This window comes from Stenotrophomonas sp. SORGH_AS_0321, from assembly GCF_031453215.1.
GTDB classification, from domain to species: Bacteria; Pseudomonadota; Gammaproteobacteria; order Xanthomonadales; family Xanthomonadaceae; genus Stenotrophomonas; species Stenotrophomonas chelatiphaga.
On the sequence record NZ_JAVIZG010000001.1, the window covers coordinates 389994 to 412317 of the forward strand.

Sequence of the window (22324 nt, forward strand, 5' to 3'; positions counted from 1 at the left end):
TTGCAGCAACGGCAACGGCAAAAATGCGGGGGTTGTTTGTTGGGGCGGGGTGGGTTGGCGGGGGACGGCAGGAGCCGCTCCTGCGGGCCTCGTTTCGCGCCATCCATGGCGCTCAACGCCCCCGTCAACCCACCCCGCCCCACCTCCGACAGGTCCATGGTGGCCCTGGAATCTTCGGTAGCGCCGACCCATGGTCGGCGGATGGTGGGGGAATGGGGTCTGATGGTTTCCGCCGACCATGGGTCGGCGCTACCGCTTTTTCATTCTTTTTCTACGCGGGTGGCGGCCACCGGAACCTGTCAGGGGGCCGGGCGGGGAGGCTATGCGGGGCCTTGAGCGGCAGGAACCGCGAAGAGCTACAGGGACGTACTGGCGCGTGCCCCGCATAGCCTCCCCGCCCGGCCCACCCCCAGCTGCGGCTTTCAAGCCACCCGCGAGGGGGTCTCACCCGTTCGACCCGCTCATTTACAATGAGCACCATGAACACCCCCCAGGATTCCAGCCTCGGTCGCGAGGTCAGTTACCCGTCGCAGTACGATCCCGGCCTGCTGTTTCCCATTCCCCGGGCTGCCGCCCGCGCCGAGATCGGGCTGGACGCCGCCGCCCTGCCGTTCGTCGGCCATGACCGCTGGCATGCGTTCGAACTGGGTTGGCTGGATAACCGGGGCAAGCCCTGCGTTGCCGTGGCCACCGTGCAGGTGCCCTGCAGCTCGCCGAACCTGGTGGAATCGAAGTCCTTCAAGCTGTATCTCAATTCGCTCAACAGCGCCCGCTTCGCCGATGCCGAGGCCGTGCGCAGCACGATCGCCAGCGACCTCTCCGCCTGCGCAGGCGCTGCGGTGCAGGTGACGTTCGGATTGCCCGCGTTGCGCGAGACCCCGCGTGGCGAGTCGCTCGACGGGCTGGACGTGGACATCGACTGCTATGGCCCGCCGCGCGCGGCGTATCTTTCCGCCGATCCGTCCGACATCGTCGAAGAAACCCTGGTGTCGGCGCTGCTGAAATCCAATTGCCCGGTCACCGGCCAACCGGATTGGGCCACGGTGAGCCTGCGCTACCGCGGCGCACGCATCGACCGCGCCGGCCTGCTGCGCTATCTGGTCAGCTACCGCGAACATGCCGAGTTCCATGAGCAGTGCGTGGAGCGGATATTCAACGAAGTCCGCCAGCGCTGTGCACCGCAGTGGCTGGAAGTGGAAGCGCGATACACGCGCCGCGGCGGGCTGGACATCAATCCGTGGCGCGCCAGTCCGGAGATCGTTGCACCTGCAAGCATCGACCGCGAGCTCCGACAGTAGGTCCGGCGACGGCTTCACGCGAAAACCATCCCCATTTAACAACCTGTGTGAGAACGTGCCTGCCACGTAGTCACGCAGATGGGAGTGTGTGGATGAGTACCGAGAAGAAAGCCGATTTCTCCGGTGTCACCGGCAGCGTCGACAGCACCGCGCAACAGGTTCCCAAGGCCGATTTCTCCGGCGTGTCCGCTTCGGTGGACAGCACAGCGGAGGTGGTCGATGCAACCTACACGGTGGAGAAGGGCGACACGTTGTCCAAGATCGCCAAGCAGCACCTGGGCGATGCGAATGCCTGGAAGAAGATCTTCGATGCCAACCGTGACCAGCTGGATGATCCAGACCGGATCCAGCCGGGGCAGGTGTTGAAAATTCCACCGAAATAATCCCGCAGTCCCCCCGCACACGCGTTCCGTTGTTGTACCCCTTGGAGGAAACCCGATGATCCATACCAATACGCTTCGCAATGGGCTGCTCGTTGCACTGCTCGGCAGCGTTGCGCTGGTCGGCTGCAAGAAGAACGAACCCGCCGTCGATACCACCGCTACGCCGGCTGCCGATACCGCCCCGGCCGCCGCTCCGGCGCCGATGACGGGCGCACCGCCGCCGATGGCCGAAGCGGCTTCGGTGAATGTTGCGTCGGTAACTGTCGGCAAGACCGCCGCAGCAGACAAGTCGGTTGCCACCGCCGCGCTGTTCGCGCCGAAGGACGAGATCATCGTCTCGGTCCGAACCGATGGAACCGCGAACAATGCGAATGTCGGCGCCAAGCTGACCTTCCAGGATGGCCAGGTCGCCGGTGAGCAGAGCGCCACGCTCAATACCTCCGGTGCCGAGACCACCAACATCAGTTTCAAGAATGCCAACGGCTGGCCGGCGGGCAAGTACCGTGCGGAAGTCATGGTAGATGGCAAGGCGGCCGGAACGCCGCAGGAGTTCGAGGTCAAGTAAGTCCACGCGCTGCCGACTCTCTCCCGGTAGTGGACTCACGATGGACGCAGCCGCGAGGCTGCGTCTTTTTTTGCGCTTGGTAAAGTCCTACAGGCCTCGCTCGCTCCAACTGGCTCCAGGCACGACGGTTTTCTGGAAGTGCCTGCAGTCGATCCCGACGAGGCTCGCGCTTCCTCCTCCAACGAGAGCAGCGATGCAGGTTGATTTCTGCTCCGCCGTCAGCATCGCCGCCGGTGAACTACGATCGCAACACAGCATGAACCCGGCCCACGGCATGGCCAAGCGACTGCGGCTGGTCAGCGTGCGAGAAGTGGCTTGCCGCTACGGTAGGACCCCGGGTCTTCAAGCGCGTCGGCAATGTCCGCCAGGCTGCTGAAGCGTTGGAATTGGGCGCCGTAGGCCGGATGCAGCTCGAGGAGGCTGTCATCGCGCGATTTGCGATGTGCGAGCTGGGTACGTCATCGCCTGATGAACTGGCGGCGCGCTGGGAGCTGGGTGACCAGGCACGGCGTGATCTGACCAGATTGCACCAGGACATGCACGCCAGCACGGCAGGCCACCCAGCGCGCACGTAACCGAGGGAGCCCCATGCCGGGGTCTGGCGCATGGCAGGTTTTCATGGGTGTGCTGTGAGCGATGCCTGCTGGCAGTGGCAGGTGCTGCCCGGATCATCGAACAGATCCAGATGTACCGTAGCCCTTTTTTCCGTGGCACGCGCGGAAGAAGAAAGCGCGGTCCTGCCGTTTGCATCAGGCTTGGCTTTCTATATACGCAACGAGCCCTGCCACATGCATTCTTCCAATCCGCCTGTCTCTGTATCCACGCCCCGCAGCTCTCCGGTATTTCCCGGGCCGCGCTCGGACACGCCGATTGAAAGAGAGGCGGTACTGCGCCCAGCGGCAGCGGTCAACTCCCCGCTTCCAGCAAGCGGCTCAGCGACTGAAGCGGGATCGCCTGGCTGCGTGTTGCCGTTGTCCTGGCAGTCCCTCGGAGAGGCGACGCGCCACGTACGTCTGGACCAGACTGCAATCGGTCTGATGATCCGCGCGGCCATCGACAGCTGCAGTAATTACCCGCCTGCCAGTGGAGCGGCCAGCGTCGAAGACCCGCCAGCCACTTATGTTGCCAAACAGATTGCCGACAAGATCGCACAGGTGGCGCGTGCCCACGCAGGTCGGCAGGGCACGCCCGCACGCCTGATCGACAAGGGATTGCGCAGCCAGATCATGAGCGCTCTGGAGCCGTTGGGTGCCTCCCCTCCTGGAAATCGTATCTTCGAAGGAGGCGATCTGTACGTCGCGCTTCACACGATCGCGGCGGAAGAGGCCGGGACGTTGCACCGACAGGGCGCCTCGCTGGAGTCGGCGGTCGCCGCGAGCGGCGAACAGCGGGCCGGCTTCGAAACGCAGGTGCTTTGGGAGAGCATCAAGCCTACCGTCCTGGCCGCAGTGGACAACGGCAGCTCCTGGCGTGAAGCGGTGGTAGCGATGCCGCTGCAGGACGCACTGACGGACGCGCAATGGAATTTCATGGAACGCTGGCTTGTGAAAACCCGCTTTGATCAAGTCACCGCCGAAACAAAGTACCTGGATGAGATGGTTCGCACACTCCAACTCCAGGGCGACGGCATCATCGTGTTGCTGACGCGTCTCAAGGGGCTGGGCTGATCATCCGACGCGACACCGGGCCTGCACCACCCATGCGTGCAGTACCACTGCGTATGGAACGTCTTTTTGCCCCGGCGGACTGAAAGCGTGACAATGAAGGGGTTTCATTACCTTCGGGCCCTGTGGCCCGGAGGTAGAGAAGGGACGCGCGTGCTGTCGTGCGCGATTCCCTGCAACGGCTGCACCTGGTCCGGCGCTGGCGCCGGCCTTTCCCTGAGATCCGCAGAGAGCCCTGATCCCCCATGTCGAATACGCCCAAGATCCTCTACACGCTGACCGATGAAGCGCCGTTCCTGGCCACCCAGTCGCTGCTGCCGGTCGTCAGTGCGTTCACCGCAACCGCCGGTATCGCCGTGGAAACCCGCGACATTTCACTGTCCGGCCGCATCCTGTCGCTGTTCCCGGAGCGCCTGAAGGACGACCAGAAGGTCAACGATGACCTGGCCGAGCTGGGCCAGCTGGCGACCACCCCGGAAGCCAACATCATCAAGCTGCCGAACATCTCGGCCTCGGTGCCGCAGCTGAAGGCGGCCATCGCCGAACTGCAGCAGCAGGGCTATGCGCTGCCGGATTACCCGGAAAACCCGGCCGACGACGAGCAGCGCGACATCAAGGCGCGCTACGACAAGGTCAAGGGCAGCGCGGTGAACCCGGTGCTGCGCGAAGGCAACTCCGACCGCCGTGCGCCGCTGTCGGTGAAGAACTACGCACGCAAGCATCCGCACCGCATGGGTGCCTGGGCGAAGGATTCGGCCTCGCATGTCGCACACATGGCGTCGGGCGATTTCTACGGCAGCGAAAAGTCGGCAACCATCGCCACCGCCGGCGGCCTGAAGATCACCCTGCACGCTGCCGATGGCACGGACGTGGTGCTGAAGGAAAAGACCGCGGTCAAGGCCGGTGAGATCGTCGATGCCGCGGTGATGAGCCGCAAGGCACTGGCTGCGTTCATCGCCGAGCAGATCGAAGATGCCAGGGCGAAGAACGTGCTGTTCTCTCTGCACCTGAAGGCGACCATGATGAAGGTCTCCGACCCGATCATGTTCGGCGTGGCCGTCAACGAGTTCTACAAGGACGTTCTGGCCAAGCATGCCGACGTGCTGAAGCAGGCCGGTTTCGATGCCAACAACGGCATCGGCGACCTGGCCGCGCGCCTGCCGTCGCTGCCCGAAGCCACCCGTGCGGAAATCGAAGCCGACCTGAAGGCCGAGTACGCGCACCGCCCGGGCGTGGCCATGGTGAGCTCGGACAAGGGCATCACCAACCTGCACGTGCCGAGCGATGTGATCGTCGACGCCTCGATGCCGGCGATGATCCGTGACTCCGGCAAGATGTGGAATGCCGAAGGCAAGCTGCAGGACACCAAGGCGGTGATCCCGGACCGCTGCTATGCCGGTGTCTACCAGGCGGTGATCGACGACTGCCGCACGCACGGCGCCTTCGATCCGGCCAGGATGGGCTCGGTGCCCAACGTCGGCCTGATGGCACAGAAGGCCGAAGAATACGGCTCGCACGACAAGACCTTCCAGATCGCCGCCGATGGCGTGGTCAAGGTCACCGACGACGCCGGCAAGGTGGTGTTCGAACACGCCGTGGAAGCCGGTGACATCTGGCGCATGTGCCAGACCAAGGACGCCCCGATCCAGGACTGGGTGAAGCTGGCCGTGGAGCGTTCGCGCCTGAGCGGCACCCCCGCCGTGTTCTGGCTGGACGCCGGGCGTGCCCACGATGCGCACGTCATCAGCAAGGTCGAAACCTACCTGAAGGACCACGATACCAACGGCCTGGATATCCGTATCCTGCCGCCGGTGGAAGCCACCGCGTTCTCGCTGGATCGCATCCGCAAGGGCGAGGACACCATTTCGGTGACCGGCAATGTGCTGCGCGATTACCTGACCGACCTGTTCCCGATCATGGAGCTGGGCACCAGCGCGAAGATGCTGTCGATCGTGCCGCTGATGGCAGGCGGTGGCCTGTTCGAGACCGGTGCCGGTGGTTCGGCGCCCAAGCACGTGCAGCAGTTCGTCGAAGAGGACTACCTGCGTTGGGATTCGCTCGGTGAGTTCCTCGCCCTGGCCGCGTCGCTGGAACACCTGGGCAACCGCTACGACAACGCCGCTGCGCGCGTGCTGGCCAAGGCGCTGGACGTGGCCAACGGCGAGTTCCTGGACAACGACAAGTCGCCCTCGCGCAAGCTCGGTGGCATCGACAACCGTGGCAGCCACTTCTACCTGACCCTGTACTGGGCGCAGGCGCTGGCCGCGCAGGACGACGATGCCGCACTGAAGGCACGCTTCGCCCCGCTGGCCAAGGCACTGGCCGATAACGAAGCGAAGATCGTCGAAGAGCTGGTGGCGGTGCAGGGCAAGGCCGTGGACATCGGCGGTTACTACCGTCCGGACCTGGCAAAGGTCGCCGCGGCAATGCGCCCGAGCGCCACGCTGAACACGGCGCTGGAACTGATCGCAGGCTGATCACTGCGCTCGATTGCGAAACGAAGGCCCACGCAGTGCGTGGGCCTTTCGCGTTCCAGGGCTGGCGGCACGGATTTTGCCCTTGGCAGGCGATCACAGTTTCACGCTTCGAGGCCCGCACCGCCCGTTCATTCTGAGCATTGGATCACGATGTATCTGTCGTGACCGGCCTTAGTCTGGCGTGGTCCTGCCGCGGGGATCCGGCAGAAGGAGCGGTGATGGCACGGATACTCGTCGTGGGCGCTGACATCGAATGCGAACGCGCGCTGCTGCGCAGGCTGCGGCAGGTTTCCGCGCTGCCGGACGGGCGCGTGCGCAGCTGCCGCGATCTGGATGACTGTAACCTGCTGGTCATCAAGGACACGCCCGCGCTGCGCAACGCCGCGGCGAACCTGCTGCGCGGCCGACCGCGGCTGCAGTGCTGGGTGGAGGATCCGCGCGGACGACTGCGCGGCAAGGACAGTGGCGATGAGCTGGACGATGGCGCGATCGCTGCGGCGCTGCAGGGCATGCAGCCCCAGCCGTCGAGACCGGCGGCGGACCCGTCCGAACTCGGACGCGGCAGCCATGCGATCACCCAGCTGCTGCGGCAGCGCCTGCCGGGCCGGGAGGGCCAGTTGCTGCTGCTGCGCGATGGCCACGGCGTGGTGCTGCTGGATATCGGCCAGGACCATGCCATCGCCATGCAGGACACCTGTGCGCTGGACACACTGTGTGAGCACTTCGATGCGCTCAGCGTGCACGCGGCTGCACCGGCCCAGTGGCAGGCGCTCGCCGCCGGCTGCACCCGGCAGCCGCTTCGCCCGCTGCTGTGGCAGTGGGGCCTGCGCAGTACGCATTGGCATGCCCTGGACACGCGGCTGCAGCAGGGCGCCAGTGTGCGGATGACGCGCTGGCCCGATTTCCGCGTGCTCGGGCATGACCACGATGGCTTCCGGTTGTGTTCGCTGCTGCTGAAGCGCGCGCATACGGTGGGCCAGTGCGCGCGCCTGCTCGACCTGCCCGAAGCGAGCGTCCGCACCTTCGTGCATGCCGCCTACCTGAGTGGCCACGCGCAGCTGGAAGGGGCGCCGGTGCAGGCCGCGCTGCCGGATGGTGGGCCGGCGGAGGCGGGCAACCTGCTGTCGCGGATGTGGCGCAGCCTGCGTGGGAAGGCCTGAGCATGCGCGAGTACAAGATCGTGGTGATCGGCGGCATGGGCAGCGGCAAGTCGACCCTGATACGCAGCATCGCCGCCGGTGCGGTGGTCGACACGGACGTGGCCAACAGCGACCGGCTGGCGGCGGACAAGGCCACCACCACCGTGGCGATGGACTATGCGGACATCGACCTGCCCAATGGCGACCGCCTGCGCCTGTACGGCACGCCCGGACAACAGCGCTTTGATTTCCTGTGGCCGGTGCTGCTGCGCGGCGCCAGCGGCGTGCTGCTGCTGGTCGACGGCAGCCGCCCGGATGCACAGGCCACCCTGGCCAGCTACCTGCAGGTGGTACGGCAGCATGGCGCGGACACGCCGCTGGTGGTGGGCGTGACCCGGCTGGACCTGCTGCCCGCGCCCTACCTTGATGGACTGGCGGCGCAGGCCTGCGTCGACGGCGTGCCAATCCCGGTGGTGCCTACAGATGCGCGTGAACGCGCACAGGGCGTACGGCTGATGGATGTGCTGATGAGTGAACTGGAAGCGCAGGCACTGGTGGCCCGGCATGGCTGACGGTGAACCGATGCCGCGGGTGGATGCGCTCCAGGCCCAGCGACTGCGGCCGGCGATGCAGCGCTTGGTCGACCGCGTCGAAGGGGTGCGCACCGTGGTGCTGGCCAGCGTGGATGGCTTCGCCCTGGTACAGGCCGGCGCACACGGCAACGGCGAGCGGTTGGCCGCGATGACCAGCGCGATGCTGGGCCTGGCCGGTGCGGTCGGGCGCGAGCTTGCGCTGGGCGAACTGCAGACGCTGATGCTGGAGGCCGACGAAGGCAAGGTGTTGATGCTGGCGCTGCCCACTGGCGCGGGCGCGCCGCTGCTGCTGATGGCCGGCTGCGACCAGCGCAGCGTCATCGGCCAGGTGCTGTGGAGTGCACGCGAATGTGGCCAGGCAATCCTGGCCGAACTCGGCGGACCGTGAGCCAGCCGCAGGGGATGCACCGGCTCCCATGACTACAGTGACGGGGTGACACGATGGCAGGTTTGAAGGAATCGCTGGATGCGCTGATGGGCATCGACGGCGCGCAGGCGGTGGCACTGGTGGATTATGAAAGCGGCATGCTGCTTGGCGAAGCCGGCGCGGGCGTGGACATGGAGGTTGCAGCGGCGGGCAACACCGAAGTGATCCGCGCGAAGATGAAGACGGCCGCATCGCTGAACCTCAACGACAGCATCGAGGACATCCTCATTTCGCTGGGCAGGGCGTACCACATCATGCGTCCGGTGGCGAAAACGAAGGGGCTGTTCTTCTACCTCGTGCTGGATCGCAACAAGTCCAACCTGGCCCTGGCACGCCGCAAGGTGCAGGACGTGGAAGCCGAACTGGCCATCTGATCGGGCGGGCGTGGCGGCGGGCTGCCGGTACATGCCGGCAGCCACAGGGCAACGCTGGGCAACAGGCAGGCGGACATCGTAAGGTGGATGCGAATCCGGCCGTGAGCCTGCCATGTCCCCCATCGACATCGATCCACTGCTCGCCGAACGGATGGCGCTGGCCATCCGTGATGGCTTCGAGGACTACCACGCGCGCTTTGCGGCGATCACCGCCCGTGCCCGGGGGCGGTTCGAGCAGCGGCAATGGGAGGCCGCCCAGCGCGATGCGGTCGAGCGCATCGGCCTGTATGACCAGTGCGTCGCGGCGTGCATGCACAGCCTGCGTCGGTTGGCCGGTGATGCCATCGGCGAGCGCACGTGGTGGCTGCAGGTGCATGCCCGCTACACCCTGCTGCTGCACGGACTGATCGACGCCGAGCTGTACAAGACGTTCTACAACACGTTGGCGCGGCGCCTGTTCGGTACCCGCGGCGTGGATGCGCAGGTGGAGTTCCTCGCCTTCGACGTGGAGCCCTCCGATGCGATCACCCATCCGGTGGCGCGGCATGCCTATGCGGTGTCGGCCACGCGCCCGGCCGACGCGCTGATGCGGGTGCTGGGCGACTATCGCTTCGATGTTCCCTACGCGCACCAGCTGCGCTGCGCTGCGGCCATCGCGGTGCGCCTGCAGGACGACCTGGCGCATTGGGGAGCTCACCCGGTGCGTGGCATCGAGCTGCTGGACACGGTGTTCTACCGCGAGCGGCGCGCCTACCTGGTCGGTCGGGTGTTCGGTGAACATCGCTTTTCGCCCTGCGTGATCGTACTGGTGAACGACGGCCAGGGATTGCGCGCTGATGCGGTGCTGACCCGGCGGCGCGACGTGGCGCATCTGTTCGGCGTTTCGCGCAGTTATTTCCAGGCCAACCTGGGAACGGTGGGCGATGCCGTGGTGTTCCTGCGCAACCTGCTGCCGGGCAAGCCGATCGATGAGATCTACACGGTGCTCGGCCGCGCCAAGCAGGGCAAGACCGAGCGCTACCGGGCCTTCTTCGGGCACTTCCTGGACCATCCCCAGGAGCAGCTGGTGCATGCCGAAGGCACCCCCGGCATGGTCATGGCGGTGTTCACCCTGCCCAGCTACCCGCTGGTGTTCAAGCTGATACGCGATCGTTTCGCCTGGCCCAAGGCGATGTCACGGCAGCAGGTGGAAGAGAAGTACGCGCTGGTGTTCAACCTGGATCGCGTGGGCCGGCTGCTGGATGCGCAGCCCTACCGGCACCTGCGCTTTCCTGCCGCGCGCTTCGCCCCGGCGCTGCTGCAGGAACTGCTGCAGCAGTGTGCGCAGAGCGTGCGGTTGGACGGCGAAGAAGTGGAGATCGCGCTGTGCTACGTGCAGCGGCGCTTCCGTCCACTGAACCTGTACCTGCGCGAGCAGGGGCCCGAGGGCATGCGCGCGGCGGTGCTGGACTACGCCCAGGCGATCACCGACATGGCGCGCAACAACATCTTTCCCGGCGACATGCTGCCGAAGAACTTCGGTGTCTCGCGGCATGGGCGGGCGGTCTTCTATGACTACGATGAGCTGTGCCTGGTCAGCGACTGCGTGTTCCGCGACTGGCCTGCGCCACGCAATGCCGAAGAAGCGATGGCTGACGAGCCCTGGTTCCATGTCGGGCCGCGTGATGTCTTCCCCGAGCGCTTCGCTCCGTTCATGGGCCTGCCTGCCGCTGAGCTGGCGGCGGTGCGCGAGCACTTCGGGCATCTGTTCCAGCCGGCATGGTGGCGCGCGCTGCAGGAGCGATTCGCCGCGGGCGAGCATCCCGATACGCCCCCCTATGCGCGTGAAAACCGCCTGGCGTGAGGTGGCCGCTGCCGGATGCCTTTGCTACCCTCGGGGCACATCGACACGGAGCAGTCAGCATGCGTACTTCGATTTTTCTTGGATTGGCCCTGGCCCTTGGCGCAGGCAGTGCAGCGGTACCGCTGGATGCCAGCGCGCAGAGCGCACGTGCGGCGCGCGCGCAGGCCGAAGGCAGCATGGTCCTCAGCGGCAGCATCGACATCGCGCCGGATGGCTCGGTCGAAGGCTTCACGCTGAAGGACGAGCACAAGATCGAGCCGTACATCCAGGACTTCCTGAAGCAGAACGTGGCCCGGTGGCGGTTCGAGCCGGTACTGCGCGATGGCAAGGCGGTGGCAGCAAAGACGCCGGTGAACCTGCGTCTGGTGGCGCGACAGGTGGGTGACGGCGGCATGGATGTCGTGCTGAGCAGCGCCAGCTTCCGCAACTATGATCCCAAGGCGACCGACGGGGTCGCCAGTGACAGCATGCCGCCCCCCTCGTTCCCGCGCGAGCTGCTGGATATGCGTGGTGCGGGAGAGGTGCTGCTGCTCGTGCGCGTGGCGCGCGATGGCACGGTCGACGATGTGATCGCCGAACAGGTGAACGGGTACGTGGCCGGGTCGCCCCGCGCCATGCAGCGGATGCGGGATGTCATGGCGCGCGCGGCGGTCGGCGCTGCACGCAAATGGACCTTCGTGGCGCCCACCACCGGTGCCCGCGCCGATGATCCGTTCTGGACCGTGCGCGTGCCGGTGCGCTACTTCTACGGTGGCAACGGCGACCGCTACGGCAAGTGGCAGGCGTATATTCCAGGCCCGAAGCAACGCGCCACGTGGGACGTGGGGCACGGCGACACCGATGCGGCGCCCGATCTTCTGCCCGATGGTGGGGTCTACATGGTCGGGATCGACAACGGGCCCAAGCTGCTGACGCCGCTGCAGGGCTGAGGTCGCGCGAGCCACGCTCGGCGGGGTCCTTGGCCGCAAGCACCGCTGCGCTCGCCGACCATGGGTCGGCGCTACCACGGCCCCGTCGCTCACGGTAGCGCCGAGCCATGCTCGGCGCTACCGGGGGTCAGCGGTAAGGGTAGGTCACGCTGCGGTTGCGGCCCTGTTCCTTGGCCATGTACAGCGCCTTGTCGGCCATGCGCAGGGCCTGCTCGCCATCGGCATCAAAGGTCGGGTAATGCGCGACGCCCACCGAGACACTGACATGGCCGACCGGATCCAGTGGCTGGGTCGCGATCTGCTGGCGCAGCCGCTCGGCGATCAGCAGGGCATCGTCTGCATCGGTGGTGGGCAGCAGCATCAGGAATTCTTCGCCGCCATTGCGGCACAGCACATCGCCATCGCGCGAGTAGCGCCGCATCTGCTCGGCGATGTGGCCGATGACCTGGTCGCCGACCGCGTGGCCATGCTGGTCGTTGATGGTCTTGAAGCGGTCGATGTCCAGGGCGAGGATGGCGAAGGACTGGCCCTGCGCCTTCCACGTTTCCAGCGCCTGCTGCAGCCCGCGGCGGTTGAGCAGCCCGGTCAGCGGGTCGGTGCGGCTGGCACGGTTGAGGGTACCGATGCGGTCCTGCAGCGCATTGAAGCTGTACAGCACGGCCTGCTTGAGCTGCGCCACTTCGAAATACCACGCGCGGATGCCACCGACATCGGAGATGGCACGGCCGGTGTCACCTTCCTGCACGTTGCGCGCCAGCTGCCACAGCGGCAGCGAGATGCGCCGCGCGAACCACCAGGTCACCAGCAGCGACAGTACGCCCAGGGGAATCGCACGCCAGATCACCGACGACATCAACTGCGAAAGGGGCTGCAGGGTGGATGCAGCCGGGCGCTGGGCGACGATGCCCCAGCCGGTGGCCGGTACCGGTGCGTAACCGGCCAGCATGGACACGCCGCGGCTGTTGGTGACCTGCGTTGCCCCGCGCTGCCCGCGCGCCACGGCGTCGATCACCCTGTTGCCCGGTGCATACCCACCGACCCGCTCGGGATCGGCGTGGTAGAGCAGTCGGCCATGGCGATCCACCACGTACAGGTAGGACCCGTCGCGGTAGTAATGGGTGCCCAGCAGGCTCTGCAGGATGCTGCGCTGGCGCAGGTAGATGGTGCCGCTGACGTAGCCGCGGTACACGCCCTGGGCGTCGAACACCGGGTGCGACATCGCCACCAGCAGCTTGCCGGTGGCCGAGTCGTAGGGGTCGCTGATCATCGGCTGGCGCCGCTCCAGCGCGATGCGGTTGCCTTCGCTGCGCAGCGTGTCGCCCTTCAGGTACAGCGTCTGCGGCGAGGTCGCCATGACCAGGCCGGTCTGGTTGACGATCAACACCGAGTTGAAGCTGTTGGTCTGCAGTTGCAGGCGGCTGGCCTCGTCCTGCGCGCGGCGGTCGTCCATGCCATGGCGACCAAGCAGCATGGCGGTGTAAGCGAGCTGCTGCTGCGATGAGAGGACGAAGTTCTGCGTGGTTTCGGCCAGCTTGTTGGCGTAGACGCGATTGGCTTCCAGCGTGCTGCTGATCAGCTGGTCGCGCTGCACGCGATAGCTGGCCAGCAGGGTATTTGCCAGCGCCACCACGGTACTGAGCAGGGCCAGGGCAAGGATCAGCGAGCCCAGGTTGAGGCGTTTGGAGAGCGTGCGCATGCGGGCAGGTCGGGCTGTTCAGGTGCTGGTCCAGCCGGTCTGGCCGGAGGGAACGACAGCGCGGGACGGCGCCCGCACGCAGCAGCCTGCGCACGGTTCGGTGGGGGGACTGCGGGGGCATTATCCCTGAAAGCGACTGACCACGGTATGCGTGGAAATTGCAGGCGCGGTTGCCAGCCGGACGTTAGCCTGCGCATTCCTACAGCGAGGTCCTGCATCCCATGAGCTCCATCCCATCTGCTGGCGCGGCATCTGCCTTCACTGCACTCCAGTGCACGCCAGGCATCAGGCCTGCGGTGCCCAGCCTCCACGTCGGCATCCGCAATGGCACGCCCCCTGCCAGCAGGGTACTGCGTCGCGCCGGAGATCCTGCGGGCCCGGTCCATCTGGCCGATTACCAAAGCGCGCTTGCACGCGGTCTGGCCCAGGTTGCGGCGATCAAGGATGGCGCTGGCAGCAGCGCGCGCTCGTCCGGCACTGCCGCAACGTGGCGCTCACAGATCCGTGATCTGGCCTAGGGGGCAACCCCGGGCGCTACCGGCTGATGCGCTTGAGCAGGATGTCGCGCAGCCGCGCGGCGGATGATTCATCCAGCTCGCCCAGCACGCCACGTGCATGCGCCGGCACGTGCGCGGCAACCTGGTCATCGGCGTTGAATACGTAGTGTTCGAACACGGCCTGCCAGGCCGCGCGCTGCGCCACAGGCAGATCACGCACCGCTAGCAAAGCGAGCATCAGGGCATTCATCGGCGCATCGCGCCATGCTTCAACCGGGCGCCACCAGTAATTGACCAGAATGTTGAACGCCTCCAGTCCCTCCATGTGGTGCCACCACAGGGCGGGAATGAACACCGCATCGCCGGGTTCCAGCACGGCCCCCTGCGCATGCTCCATCGCCTGTTCAAAACGCGGGAAGCGCTGCAGGTCCGGCGCGGCGAAATCGACCAGGCTGATCGCCTGGCCGGCAGGGGTGAAGTCCAGCGGGCCGATGTACAGATTGCCGATCTGCGCGGGAGGAAACAGCATGACCCGCCGGCGCCCTGCCGCCACGCAGGCGAGGTTGTCCGGTGCATCGTGATGGGCGGCGATGCGCGAGCGGTTGCCGATCCAGATGCTGGCCAGCGGATCAGCCTGTCCGAGCGGCAGCGGATTCGCCTGCTGCAGTCCCGGCAGGTAGGTATCCAGCGTGGTGGACGCCACGTAGATGGTCGGCGCGTGCGGATCGCTGCGGTACTTGATCAGGGTATCGAGGACCACGCGCAGCGGCACCTGTTCGCGGCGGAAATTGAAGCCGGTCAGGTCCTCGTTGTAGAACACCCTGCCCTGCGTGCCGGGCGCGGCGGTGGTGGCGGTGACCGGCATGCTCCCGTGGTCGAACTGCTTGAGATAGTCCGCCGCGGCGGTGTCTGACTGCCGTGCGGCCCGAACCAGCGGCCAGCCGGCGGCCAGCCCCCGCACCACCTTCGGCGTGGTCCAGCTACGCAGTGCGGCAGGCAGTGCCGCAGGATCGGCGAGCTGGACTTCCTCGATGGGGCGGGGCGGGGGCAGGTGCATCGTCGCTCAGAACTTGTAACGCACGCCGAACATGTAGCGCGGGCCGGTCTGGGTGGCATAGCGCAGCATGTTGCTGTGGCGTGCGTAGGTGCGCATCGTTTCGTCGGTCAGGTTGATCGCCTCCACGCTCAGCGTCAGCTGTTCGCTCACCGCGTAACTGATGTTCAGATCGAGCTGACCGTAGGCTTCGGTGTAGTTGGGGTTTGGTCCCTGGCCGCCGATGCCGTTGAGGAACTTGTCGCGCCAGTTGTACGCCGCGCGGATCTGCCACGCGTTCTTGTCATAGAACAGCACGGCGTTGGCCGAATCGCTCAGGCCGATCATCGGGTACTGGTCGCCCAGGCTCAGGTTGTCGAAGGTCAGCCCGGACTTCACCTTGGTGTAGTTCGCCGCCACACCGAAACCGGACTGGCCGAACAGGTGCTGCACCGCGACTTCCCAGCCGTCCAGATGATCCGAACGCTGGTTGGCCGGCAGGGTGATGTCGAACCCGGCGATCGGGTCGCCCGGCTGGCCGACGATGCTGCCGGTCTGCTGGCCGGCCGAGTTGACGCCGGTGGAGATCACGCCCGGATCGCCGGCGTGGTTGGTGAAGATGTAGTTGCGGATGCACACGGTATCGGTGGTGACGCAGCCCGACGCCAGCGCTTCATTCCAGTACGCGCCGCCCACCGGCGTGTGCAGGCTGCCGGCATCTTCGCGCGCGATGGTGTTGCTGATGAAGTTCTTGATGTTCTTGCGGAAGAAGCCGACCGAGGCGTAGCTGGCATCGCCGTAATACCACTCCAGCGACAGGTCGAAGTTGTCCGACAGCAGAGGCTCCAGCGCCGGATTGCCACGCGAGCCGGTGCCGCCCTGGGTGCGCACGATGTTGTCCAGGCGCTGGCCACTCTCGATCTGCGTCCAGCCCGGACGACCCAGGCTTCGGCTGTAGCTGCCGCGCAGCGCCAGCGACTCGTTGATGTCCAGCTTGAGGTCGACGTTGGGCAGCACGTAATCGTACTTGCCCGTGCCACCGATGAAGGCGCCGTCGTCGGCATAGGTGATGTTGAACTCGTTGAGCGAGTTCCAGCTGATCGAGGTCGGCACGCGCACCAGCGCCAGCGATTCCACTTCGGTCTGCTCATAGCGCACGCCGGCCGCGACATGCAGCGGCATGTTCCAGTCGAAGGTGGTGCGGTACTGCAGGTAGGCGCTCTTTGATTTTTCGGTGGTGCGGATGTCTTCGGAGTACTCGGTCGGGGCGAGATAGCACGTCGGACAGGCCGGCTCGGCGCCATTGGCGACCTGCGCCGCCCGCTCCCGCAGGCGGTCGAAGTCGAAGACCAGGAACTGGCCGGTCAGGCGTGGGTCGTTGTGCCCGGAAAACGCCTTGAAGTACTTGCCCATGTCATCGGCGTACCAGATATCGTCGGCGTAGTCGGCCGGCGTGCCGACGCCACCCCAGCTGTCACGCTGCTCGATCGCCGCCGCCGAACGGTTGTCCACCTGGGTGTGGCCGACGCCGAAATCGAGTGCCGAGTAATCGGCGAAACGGAACACGCCCTTGGCTTGCAGCTGCTCCACTTCGGACTTGTTGTAGCTGTTCTGGAATACCGAACCGGTGACCAGCGCATCGGACGCCTGCACGCCGCCCGGTGGCAGGGCGATGTTGATGATCGGCAGGTCGCCGCTGTAATCCACCGTGGTCCTGCCGCGCACGTACGCGGCCACGCCGAGCACGCCGGCCGAACCATACGGGCCATCCGGCTGCGACTCGGCGCTGGCGCGGTGGTAGTCGAAGGACATGTCCAGGGCGTCGTTGACTTCCCAGTCCACGTTGAAGCCCAGCGAGTCCATGCGGTTGCGGGTGGCCAGCTTCATGCCGCCCATGGCCACGTCACCGTTGACCACGTCTTCGCTGTACACGATGGGCGCGGCAACCGGGCCATCGGTCCAGGTGCTGTCCCCGGGCCCATAGTTGAACCACACCGACAGCTCGCTGCGCTGCTGCTGCACCTTGTTCTCGACATAGGTGTAATCCAGCGTGGTGGTGACATTGTCCAGCGGCTTCCACTGCAGCGTGGCCTGGCCGTTGGTGCGCTGGCGCTGCACGGCATTGACGTTGTACGCGGTGTTCTGCGGACGGCCGTAGATGTCATCGGCACCAGGCCGGTTGGTGATCCGGTCCGAGTAGCCCGTGCCGGGCTGCGGCAATGCGCGCCAGTCACTGGTGTCATCGCCGCGCAGCGTGGCCCAGCCTTCGGCGACGGTGGCCTGGTTGAAGCCCGAATCGCGCTCCTGGTGGCTTGCGCTTAGGGCTACGCCGAAGCGTCCGTCAGCATAGGTCTGGCTGAAGATACCGGACAGCTCGCCGGTGACGTTGGATCCCTGCAGGGTGCGCGGCACGTTGTCGTTGGAGGTGTCATGCACCGCCTTCATGCCAAGGCTGACCACCGGTGCCGCTTCCAGTGGGCGCAGGGTCTTGATGTTGATGGTCGCGCCGATGCCACCGGTCGGATTGTCGGCGCGGGTGGTCTTGAACACCTCCACTGCGGAGATCGATTCGGAGGCGATGTTGGCGAAATCGAACGAGCGCGAACCGGACAGTCCGCCGCCGCCGTTGCCGAGGTTGGAGGCGGGCATCTGGCGGCCGTTGAGCAGCACCAGGTTGTAGTCCGGGCCGATGCCGCGCACGGTCACCTTGGAACCTTCGCCGCTGGAGGTGCGGTCGATCGACACGCCGCTGATGCGCTGCAGTGACTCGGCCAGGTTGGTGTCCGGGAACTTGCCGATGTCCTCGGCCACGATGCCGTCCACCACGCCCTGGCTGTCGCGCTTGAGGTTCATCGACGAGGTCAGGCTGCCGCGGATACCGGTCACCTGCACGGTGTCCAGGGTGGCTGGATCGGGTGCTGCGGTCCCGGTGGCGTCCTGCGCCCAGGCGGGGCCGGCGACGGCCACCAGCAGGGCGGAGGCGAGCAGTGTCTTGCGAGGTACGGCCTTGTACTTCTTCATTGCGGATCCCTCCCCAGGGAGTGCGGAAACAGCGGGTTTGATTTCGGCTGGAACGCGGCAACTACATGACGGGAGCGATTTGGGGATGCGTTGACAGCGTTGTCAACAAAGCGCCTTCGGTGCGCCTCGGCTCGTGGTTTTGCCTGCGCCGGCTGAATGCAGGGGCAGGCCGGGCGCGCCTGCGCGAAGCCTTGTAATTGCAGTGTCATGGGGAAAATGGGGCGGCCTGCCACGCGTCAGCACGAGGACTTGCCCGTGCTGCGATGCAGAATGGTTCTGCGCAGCGCCGATGGGGGCAACGCTGACAGCGCTGGACAACGGCCACCGCCGGCGATGCCGTCAGCGCCGGCGGTGGCGCGGTGCAGCCGTGGATTCGCGCACCAGCACGGCATGCTCCAACGTGATCATCCTGCCGGCACCCGGCGAACGGATGCGGTCCAGCAGCTGCAGCGTCGCCAGCCGTCCCATTTCCGCGGTGGGCTGGCGCACGGTGGTCAGCGCGGGAAAGATGTGGCTGGCGATCGGGGTGTCATCGAAACCGCAGACGGACAGGTCGCGTGGGACCTGCAGGCCGCGACCACCGGCCACCCGGTACACGGCCGCGGCCATGTCGTCGTTCGCAGCGAAGATCGCCGTGGGCGGATCGACCAGGTCGAGCAGGCGATGGGCTGCGGGAATGCCCGATTCGAAGGAGAACTGCCCGCCGACCACCAGCGCCGGGTCGTAGGCGATGCCGGCTTCGCGCAACGCCGCGCGATAACCCGCGTGGCGCCACTGGCAGGCACCGTGCGCCCGCGGCCCCTTGATGTGGCCGATGCGCCGATGGCCCAGCGCGATCAGGTGGCGCATCAGTTCCACCACCGCGGTGGTCTCGTCCATGCGCACGCCGATGGCGCCGGTGGGATCGCGCGGGGCGATGCTGGCAAACGGAATGCCATGCTGCTGCAGGTAGGACAGCACGACCGGATCATCGCTGAGCGGTGGAATCAGCACGACGCCGTCGGGGCGTGAGTTGTCGAACAGCGCGCTGAGGTCGGGCAGGGCATGCCGCCCGATCCCCACCGGGCCGAGCAGCAGGTTGTAGTGGTTGCCGTGGCAGGCATCCAGCATGCCGCTCTGGATCTCCATCAGGTAGTTGCGCGAGGGATTGTTGTAGGCCAGCGCCAACGAATAGGAGCGTTGGCCGGCCAGGCTGCGCGCGTAGAGGTTGGGCTTGTAGCCCAGCCGCGCGACCGCCTCGCGCACCCGCGACCGGGTCTGCTCGCGCACGTTGGGTTCGTTGTTGAGCACGCGCGACACGGTCTTGATGGAGACCCCTGCCGCCGCAGCGACGTCCTCGATTCGACTACGCATGGTGCAGGTGATCCTCCATGTGCCAGCGGCGGCCGGTGCGCGCCGAGCGATGGTGCAGCCTCGCGCCGATATTGCCACGGCGCAGCGCAGCACGGTTGCCGGGGCCCCTGTCCCTGCCAAGCCCGCTGCGCTCGCCGAGCATGGCTCGGCGCTACCGAGGCATCGCTTTCTGGCGGCGGACGAATACTGTCAGGGCGACGGGTGGGCGCGGGCTGTCCGGGACACCGTGAGGCAGGAGCCGCACAGTAGCCTGCAAGGACGTACTTGCGGCGTGTCCCGGACAGCCTGCCCACCCGTCGCAAGGCACGCGCCCCGGAAACAACAAAGGCCCCGCAATGCGGGGCCTCGTCGTGGATCGTCCGGCGCCAGGAACTCAGCGCTTCATCGAACCGAAGAACTCGTCGTTGGACTTGGTGTTCTTCATCTTGTCCAGCAGGAACTCCATCGCAGCCATTTCATCCATCGGATGCAGCAGCTTGCGCAGGATCCAGATCTTCTGCAGCAGCTCCGGCTCGATCAGCAGGTCTTCGCGGCGGGTACCCGAACGGTTGATGTCGATCGCCGGGAACACACGCTTTTCAGAGATGCGACGGCTCAGGTGCACTTCGCTGTTGCCGGTGCCCTTGAACTCTTCGTAGATCACCTCGTCCATCTTGCTGCCGGTGTCGACCAGCGCGGTGGCGATGATGGTCAGGCTGCCGCCCTCTTCCACGTTGCGTGCCGCACCGAAGAAGCGCTTCGGACGGTGCAGCGCGTTGGCATCCACACCACCGGTCAGCACCTTGCCCGAGCTCGGCACCACGTTGTTGTAGGCACGTGCCAGGCGGGTGATCGAGTCCAGCAGGATCACCACGTCCTTCTTGTGCTCGACCAGGCGCTTGGCCCGCTCGATCACCATTTCGGCAACCTGCACGTGGCGCGCAGCCGGCTCGTCGAACGTCGAGCTGATGACCTCGCCGCGCACGGTGCGCTGCATTTCGGTCACTTCTTCCGGGCGCTCATCGATCAGCAGCACGATCAGGTGCACGTCCGGATGATTGGTGGTGATGGCCGTCGCCACCTGCTGCATCATCATCGTCTTGCCGGCCTTCGGCTGGGAGACGATCAGCGAACGCTGGCCCTTGCCCTGCGGTGCCATCAGATCGAGGATGCGGCCGGTGATGTCTTCGGACGAGCCGTTGCCACGTTCCAGGGTGAAGCGCTTGCGCGGGAACAGGGCGGTCAGATTCTCGAACAGCACCTTGTTCTTGGACGCTTCCAGCGGCTCACCGTTGATGGTGTCCACGATGGACAGCGCGAAGTAGCGCTCGCCGTCCTTGGGGAAGCGGATGCGGCCGGACAGGTGGTCGCCGGTGCGCAGGTTGAAGCGGCGGATCTGGCTGGGCGAGATGTAGGTGTCGTCCGGACCGGCCAGGTAGCTGGCTTCGGCCGCGCGCAGGAAGCCGAACCCGTCGGGCAGGATTTCCAGCACGCCGTCGGCGGCGACACCGTCACCGTGGCGGGTCAGCACCTTCAGCAGCGCGAAGATCACGTCCTGCTTGCGGGCGCGGGCGACGCCTTCGGAGATCTGCAGCTGCTCGGCGATTTCCAGCAGCTTCTGCGCCGGCATGCGCTTGAGGTCGCTCAGCGAATACACCGGGAAGCCCTCAGGCACGTTGGCCTGCTGGGTGCGCACGAACGGCTGCTGTTCGTTGTTGTCCTGCGGCAGGCCATCGTCGCGGCCACCGCCACGTGCCGGGCGGTCACGGTCGCGTCGGTTGCGGAAGCGGTCGCGGCGGTTGCCCTGGCCCTGGCCGTTGTTCTGCTGGTTGCCCTGGTAGGGGCCCTGGTTCTGGCCGCCTGCGGTGTTCTGCTGGCCACCTGCCTGGTTGTTGTTGTTGTTCTGCTGCGGGCGTCCCTGGCCGGATTCGCGGCCTTCGTTGCCGTCACCGCCGGGGGCGGCGGGTGCTTCGGCAGCGGGCGCGCTCGGCGCCGCTGCAGCGGGCGCGGGGGGCGGAGCGGGGCGGGGCGCTTCGGGCGCATTGGCCAGCGGCAGCCCAGCCTGTGCCGGAGCACTGGTTTCGGCGGACGCCGGTGCGGCAGCCTTGGTCACGCGCGGCTTGCGCACACGCTTTTCGGCGGGCGCATCAGCGCTGCCGGTTTCAGAAGTGGTATCGGACAAGAGCGTTATTCCTCGCTTGAAGGTGCGAGCGCCCGGCTGGGGCGGCGAACGAAGGGATGGGGTCTGGAGTGAACTGCATCCAGCGGGTGCGGCACGCGAACGCGGACCGGATGTGCCGACACTATCACCGGCGCGCGGCGCCTTGCAAGCACCGCGATGCCACGACATTCAGGCAGCGCAGGGGCTGCAGGCAGCCGGCGTCACCGGCTGCCGGGAAACACAGGCCTCAGGCCAATGCCTTGTCGAGCAGGCCGGCCAGCTGGGCCTTGCCCACTGCACCCACCTGTTCACCGACCTTCTCGCCGTCCTTGAAGACGACCAGATAGGGGATGGAACGGACGTGGTACTTCACGGCCAGGTCGCGCTCGTGGTCGACGTTGACCTTGACGATCTTCGCGCGGCCACCGTAGGCAACGGCCAGTTCGTCCAGCGCCGGGGCGATCATCTTGCACGGGCCACACCATTCGGCCCAGAAATCAACCAGGACCGGCTCTTTGGAGTTCAGTACGGTGCTTTCGAAATCAGCGGTGCTGACATGTACAACGTTGTCGCTCATCTTGGTTTCTCGTCTTGTGGGGCACCTGGCTGGGGCCGGAGGTGGGTGAACTGGGCTGGGCCAGACTGGCGCAACCCTCGTCGTTGCCTGGTGGAGCAGGCTCCACGGTGCGCTGGGCGGGATGCCTGGACGCTCACGGCCGGCAGTTTACCCCTATCGGCGCGGGCGGACAGTGGGCGGCTGGAACCCAGCGTATCGCGATCGATATGACCGACGGAATGTGCCGCATTTCACTGTCCGCACCTATGGAATAGGGGGCCGGTGTCGGTCGCTCAAGGCGCAACCGGGGTCGGATTCAGCGGGCAGTGGCGTGGA

At 66.3% G+C, this 22324-nt stretch carries 17 protein-coding genes; 11 read left to right on the forward strand and 6 right to left on the reverse strand.

Annotated features, from left to right (window positions below; translation table 11 throughout):
- The first annotated feature begins 479 nt into the window (after positions 1-479).
- From queF to QE373_RS01770, 11 genes are all read left to right on the forward strand, one after another.
- The gene (gene queF, locus QE373_RS01720) at positions 480-1298 is read left to right on the forward strand and encodes an NADPH-dependent 7-cyano-7-deazaguanine reductase QueF (RefSeq protein ID WP_309682886.1); all 819 of its coding nucleotides are present in this window, start codon (positions 480-482) and stop codon (positions 1296-1298) included.
- A gap of 92 nt (positions 1299-1390) precedes the next feature.
- Entirely contained in the window at positions 1391-1681 is a 291-nt protein-coding gene (locus QE373_RS01725; RefSeq protein ID WP_309682889.1) for a LysM peptidoglycan-binding domain-containing protein, read from the forward strand.
- Between the two features lie 55 nt (positions 1682-1736).
- A complete protein-coding gene (locus QE373_RS01730; protein ID WP_123698830.1) occupies positions 1737-2246 on the forward strand; it encodes a hypothetical protein in 510 nt (169 codons plus the stop codon).
- Between the two features lie 1037 nt (positions 2247-3283).
- Complete coding sequence (locus QE373_RS01735; protein WP_309682894.1) at positions 3284-3913, forward strand: hypothetical protein; 630 nt, start codon at positions 3284-3286, stop codon at positions 3911-3913.
- Between the two features lie 242 nt (positions 3914-4155).
- Positions 4156-6387, forward strand: coding sequence for an NADP-dependent isocitrate dehydrogenase (locus tag QE373_RS01740; RefSeq protein ID WP_309682897.1), 2232 nt, complete (start codon positions 4156-4158; stop codon positions 6385-6387).
- Between the two features lie 218 nt (positions 6388-6605).
- Positions 6606-7547 carry a hypothetical protein gene (locus tag QE373_RS01745; RefSeq protein ID WP_309682900.1) on the forward strand — a complete coding sequence of 314 codons (942 nt, stop codon included), beginning with the start codon at positions 6606-6608 and terminating at the stop codon, positions 7545-7547.
- A 2-nt stretch (positions 7548-7549) separates the two neighbouring features.
- Positions 7550-8098 (forward strand): ATP/GTP-binding protein, encoded by a 549-nt coding sequence (locus QE373_RS01750; RefSeq protein WP_309682904.1) that lies wholly within the window; start codon positions 7550-7552, stop codon positions 8096-8098.
- Complete coding sequence (locus QE373_RS01755) at positions 8091-8507, forward strand: roadblock/LC7 domain-containing protein (protein WP_309682907.1); 417 nt, start codon at positions 8091-8093, stop codon at positions 8505-8507. The genes QE373_RS01750 and QE373_RS01755 overlap by 8 nt, the downstream gene beginning before the upstream one ends.
- Positions 8508-8560: 53 nt before the next feature.
- Entirely contained in the window at positions 8561-8920 is a 360-nt protein-coding gene (locus tag QE373_RS01760; protein ID WP_123698835.1) for a hypothetical protein, read from the forward strand.
- Positions 8921-9032: 112 nt separating this feature from the next.
- Positions 9033-10763, forward strand: a complete 1731-nt coding sequence (gene aceK / locus QE373_RS01765; protein WP_309682912.1) for a bifunctional isocitrate dehydrogenase kinase/phosphatase — start codon at positions 9033-9035, stop codon at positions 10761-10763.
- Positions 10764-10822: 59 nt separating this feature from the next.
- Positions 10823-11692, forward strand: coding sequence for an energy transducer TonB (locus QE373_RS01770; protein WP_309682915.1), 870 nt, complete (start codon positions 10823-10825; stop codon positions 11690-11692).
- 127 nt (positions 11693-11819) lie between these two features.
- On the opposite strand, the gene QE373_RS01775 is transcribed toward QE373_RS01770, so the two are convergent.
- From QE373_RS01775 to trxA, 6 genes are all read right to left on the reverse strand, one after another.
- On the reverse strand, positions 11820-13388 hold the full coding sequence (locus QE373_RS01775; protein ID WP_309682918.1) for a diguanylate cyclase: 1569 nt from the start codon (positions 13386-13388) through the stop codon (positions 11820-11822).
- Between the two features lie 534 nt (positions 13389-13922).
- Complete coding sequence (locus QE373_RS01780; protein ID WP_309689504.1) at positions 13923-14936, reverse strand: cupin-like domain-containing protein; 1014 nt, start codon at positions 14934-14936, stop codon at positions 13923-13925.
- A gap of 12 nt (positions 14937-14948) precedes the next feature.
- Positions 14949-17939, reverse strand: coding sequence for a TonB-dependent receptor (locus tag QE373_RS01785; protein ID WP_309682922.1), 2991 nt, complete (start codon positions 17937-17939; stop codon positions 14949-14951).
- Positions 17940-18278: 339 nt separating this feature from the next.
- Positions 18279-19292, reverse strand: a complete 1014-nt coding sequence (locus QE373_RS01790) for a LacI family DNA-binding transcriptional regulator (RefSeq protein WP_309682925.1) — start codon at positions 19290-19292, stop codon at positions 18279-18281.
- Positions 19293-19665: 373 nt separating this feature from the next.
- Positions 19666-21453, reverse strand: a complete 1788-nt coding sequence (rho, locus tag QE373_RS01795) for a transcription termination factor Rho (RefSeq protein WP_309682928.1) — start codon at positions 21451-21453, stop codon at positions 19666-19668.
- Positions 21454-21679: 226 nt separating this feature from the next.
- Entirely contained in the window at positions 21680-22009 is a 330-nt protein-coding gene (gene trxA, locus QE373_RS01800; protein WP_042612690.1) for a thioredoxin, read from the reverse strand.
- Positions 22010-22324: the final 315 nt, after the last annotated feature.

Bases quoted from the DNA above. Each gene is read 5' to 3' on its own strand.
- QE373_RS01735 (WP_309682894.1), top strand. From the start codon at position 3,284: ATGATCCGCGCGGCCATCGACAGCTGCAGTAATTACCCGCCTGCCAGT.
- QE373_RS01785 (WP_309682922.1), bottom strand. From the start codon at position 17,939: ATGAAGAAGTACAAGGCCGTACCTCGCAAGACACTGCTCGCCTCCGCC.
- QE373_RS01740 (WP_309682897.1), top strand. From the start codon at position 4,156: ATGTCGAATACGCCCAAGATCCTCTACACGCTGACCGATGAAGCGCCG.
- QE373_RS01760 (WP_123698835.1), top strand. From the start codon at position 8,561: ATGGCAGGTTTGAAGGAATCGCTGGATGCGCTGATGGGCATCGACGGC.
- QE373_RS01790 (WP_309682925.1), bottom strand. From the start codon at position 19,292: ATGCGTAGTCGAATCGAGGACGTCGCTGCGGCGGCAGGGGTCTCCATC.
- QE373_RS01750 (WP_309682904.1), top strand. From the start codon at position 7,550: ATGCGCGAGTACAAGATCGTGGTGATCGGCGGCATGGGCAGCGGCAAG.
- QE373_RS01745 (WP_309682900.1), top strand. From the start codon at position 6,606: ATGGCACGGATACTCGTCGTGGGCGCTGACATCGAATGCGAACGCGCG.
- QE373_RS01755 (WP_309682907.1), top strand. From the start codon at position 8,091: ATGGCTGACGGTGAACCGATGCCGCGGGTGGATGCGCTCCAGGCCCAG.
- QE373_RS01730 (WP_123698830.1), top strand. From the start codon at position 1,737: ATGATCCATACCAATACGCTTCGCAATGGGCTGCTCGTTGCACTGCTC.
- QE373_RS01725 (WP_309682889.1), top strand. From the start codon at position 1,391: ATGAGTACCGAGAAGAAAGCCGATTTCTCCGGTGTCACCGGCAGCGTC.
- aceK (WP_309682912.1), top strand. From the start codon at position 9,033: ATGTCCCCCATCGACATCGATCCACTGCTCGCCGAACGGATGGCGCTG.
- trxA (WP_042612690.1), bottom strand. From the start codon at position 22,009: ATGAGCGACAACGTTGTACATGTCAGCACCGCTGATTTCGAAAGCACC.
- queF (WP_309682886.1), top strand. From the start codon at position 480: ATGAACACCCCCCAGGATTCCAGCCTCGGTCGCGAGGTCAGTTACCCG.
- QE373_RS01770 (WP_309682915.1), top strand. From the start codon at position 10,823: ATGCGTACTTCGATTTTTCTTGGATTGGCCCTGGCCCTTGGCGCAGGC.
- QE373_RS01775 (WP_309682918.1), bottom strand. From the start codon at position 13,388: ATGCGCACGCTCTCCAAACGCCTCAACCTGGGCTCGCTGATCCTTGCC.